The organism is Algoriphagus aestuariicola (genome assembly GCF_017254835.1).
GTDB classification, from domain to species: domain Bacteria; phylum Bacteroidota; class Bacteroidia; order Cytophagales; family Cyclobacteriaceae; genus Algoriphagus; species Algoriphagus aestuariicola.
This window is the reverse complement of record NZ_JAFKCW010000008.1, coordinates 1-3,184: the sequence shown is the minus strand read 5'-3', so window position 1 is coordinate 3,184 and position 3,184 is coordinate 1. Positions and strand designations below refer to the sequence as shown.

Below are 3,184 nucleotides of genomic sequence, written 5' to 3'. Positions count from 1 at the left end.
TCCAAGTTCATTGACATATTGAAGTAGAGATTGTAACAGAAGTACTAGCGATAGTACAAGTAGAAGTAAGTGATTAAGGGCGCACGGGGGATGCCTAGGCTCTCAGAGGCGAGGAAGGACGTGATAAGCTGCGAAAAGCCGCGGGGATCGGCCAATACGAGTTGATCCGCGGATATCCGAATGGGGCAACCCAACCAGCAATGGTTATCTCGAAAGAGAGGCGAACGTGGGGAACTGAAACATCTAAGTACCCATAGGAGGAGAAAATAACAATGATTCCGTAAGTAGTGGCGAGCGAACGCGGAGGAGCCCAAACCGTGCCTGTTACGGCAGGCACGGGGTTGTAGGACCTGCACAATCAATACCGACGCGACGGGAACGGCATGGGAAGGCCGACCGCAGGGGGTGAGAGTCCCGTACTGGAAGCGTGGGTAGCGAGGCGGGTATCCTGAGTAGGACGGGACCGGAGAAATCCCGTTTGAAACTGCCGGCACCATCCGGCAAGGCTAAATACTCCTGAGAGACCGATAGTGGACGAGTACCGTGAGGGAAAGGTGAAAAGTACTCCGAATAGGAGGGTGAAATAGAACCTGAAACCGTGCGCTTACAAGCGGTCGGAGCCACGCGATGTGGTGACGGCGTGCCTTTTGCATAATGAGCCTACGAGTTACTCCTCTCCGGCAAGGGTAAGGCATTCAGTGCCGCACCCGGAGCGAAAGCGAGTCTGAAAGGGCGGCTGAGTCGGAGGGGGTAGACGCGAAACTTAGTGATCTACCCATGGCCAGGTTGAAGGTTGGGTAAAACCAACTGGAGGACCGAACCGATAAGCGTTGAAAAGCTTCCGGATGAGCTGTGGGTAGGGGTGAAAGGCTAATCAAACTGAGAAATAGCTCGTACTCCCCGAAATGTTTTTAGGAACAGCGTCGGGAATTGTATGTTGGAGGTAGAGCTACCGATAGGACTAGGGGGAGTCACATCCTACCAAATCCTGACGAACTCCGAATGCCAATATACAGAACCGGCAGTGAGGGCTGGGGTGCTAAGGTCCCAGTCCGAGAGGGAAAGAACCCAGACCTTCCGCTAAGGTCCCCAAATCCAGGTTAAGTTGAACAAAGGTGGTCCAGTTGCAGAGACAGCCAGGAGGTTAGCTTGGAAGCAGCTATTCCTTTAAAGAGTGCGTAACAGCTCACTGGTCGAGCGACAGGGCGTCGATAATAATCGGGCATCAAACCTGGTACCGAAGCGAAGGATTCGCAGCGATGCGAGTGGTAGGGGAGCATTCCAACGGCGGCGAAGGTATCCCGTAAGGGGTGCTGGAGCTTTTGGAAAAGCAAATGTAGGCATAAGTAACGATAAGGCGGGCGAGAAACCCGCCCACCGTAAGACCCAGGTTTCCTGATCAACGTTAATCGGATCAGGGTTAGTCGGGGCCTAAGGCGAACCCGAGAGGGGTAGTCGATGGACAATGGGTTAATATTCCCATACCATCCATACAGGCAATGGAGTGACGGAGTGATGAAAGATCCGCCCGGTGACGGAATACCGGGTTAAAGGCAGTAGGTATTGGGCCCGTAGTCAAATGCGCGGGCTTAGCCGAAGCTGACAGTACCGAGCGTCTTCGGACAATCGGATAGTGATCCTAAGGGCTTCCAAGAAAAACTTCTAGCGCTAAGCGTATGGGTGCCCGTACCGCAAACCGACACAGGTGGTCGAGGAGAGAATCCTAAGGTGCTCGAGTGAATCATGGCTAAGGAACTCGGCAAAATGGCCCTGTAACTTCGGGAGAAGGGGCGCTGGCAGCGATGTCAGCCGCAGTGAAGAGGCCCAGGCGACTGTTTAACAAAAACACATGGCTTTGCAAAGTTTCAAGACTAGGTATAAGGCCTGACACCTGCCCGGTGCTGGAAGGTTAAGAGGGGATGTTAGCGCAAGCGACGCATTGAATCGAAGCCCCAGTAAACGGCGGCCGTAACTATAACGGTCCTAAGGTAGCGAAATTCCTTGTCGGGTAAGTTCCGACCTGCACGAATGGTGTAACGATCTGGGCGCTGTCTCAGCCATGAGCTCGGTGAAATTGTAGTCGCGGTGAAGATGCCGCGTACCCGCAACGGGACGGAAAGACCCCATGCACCTTTACTGCAGCTTAGCATTGGCACTGGACAAATGATGTGTAGGATAGGTGGGAGGCTGTGAAGCGGGTTCGCCAGGATCCGTGGAGCCACCGTTGAAATACCACCCTTTGTTTGTTTGGTGTCTAACCCGCGTGGCGGGGACATTGCTTGGTGGGTAGTTTGACTGGGGTGGTCGCCTCCAAAAGGATAACGGAGGCTTCCAAAGGTTCCCTCAGTACGCTTGGTAACCGTACGTGGAGTGCAATAGCATAAGGGGGCTTGACTGTAAGGCCGACAAGCCGAGCAGGGTGGAAACACGGGTATAGTGATCCGGCGGTTCTGAATGGAAGGGCCGTCGCTCAAAGGATAAAAGGTACGCTGGGGATAACAGGCTGATCTCCCCCAAGAGCTCATATCGACGGGGAGGTTTGGCACCTCGATGTCGGCTCGTCACATCCTGGGGCTGGAGAAGGTCCCAAGGGTTCGGCTGTTCGCCGATTAAAGTGGCACGCGAGCTGGGTTCAGAACGTCGTGAGACAGTTCGGTCCCTATCTGTTGCGGGCGTGGGAAGTTTGCGAGGACCTGACCTTAGTACGAGAGGACCGGGTTGGACTGACCGCTGGTGTACCGGTTGTGGTGCCAACTGCACTGCCGGGTAGCTACGTCGGGAAGAGATAAGCGCTGAAAGCATCTAAGTGCGAAACTCCCCTCAAGATGAGACTTCCATATAGGGCCGTCAGAGACGATGACGTCGATAGGCTGCAGGTGTAAAGGCAGCGATGCCATAGCCGAGCAGTACTAATTGCCCGAAAGCTTACGCTACCCTTGTTACAATCTCTACCGATATGTGTTGAAAAGGCCGGAAGTCGGAAGACCGAAGACCGAAGAACAAAAATATTAGATACAGCAAAAGGGGTAGACTGGATACGGTTTACTGCCCACTGTATACTTACAATTTAGGCGGCCTAGCGCAGGGGTCCCACCTCTTCCCATCCCGAACAGAGAAGTTAAGCCCTGCAGCGCCGATGGTACTGGGGTTACACCCGGGAGAGTAGGTCGCCGCCACATTATTC

General features: G+C 54.0%; 1 rRNA gene and 1 other annotated feature (1 of these 2 cut by a window edge). The gene reads left to right on the top strand.

Features of this window, described 5'->3' with window-relative positions:
• Positions 1–2,933 (top strand) — a sequence feature (most likely nonfunctional fraction of RNA operon); it begins 1,341 nt to the left of the window's first position.
• Positions 2,934–3,067: 134 nt separating this feature from the next.
• Positions 3,068–3,179: ribosomal RNA gene (rrf, locus tag J0A67_RS22535) — 5S ribosomal RNA — on the top strand.
• Positions 3,180–3,184 lie beyond the last annotated feature (5 nt).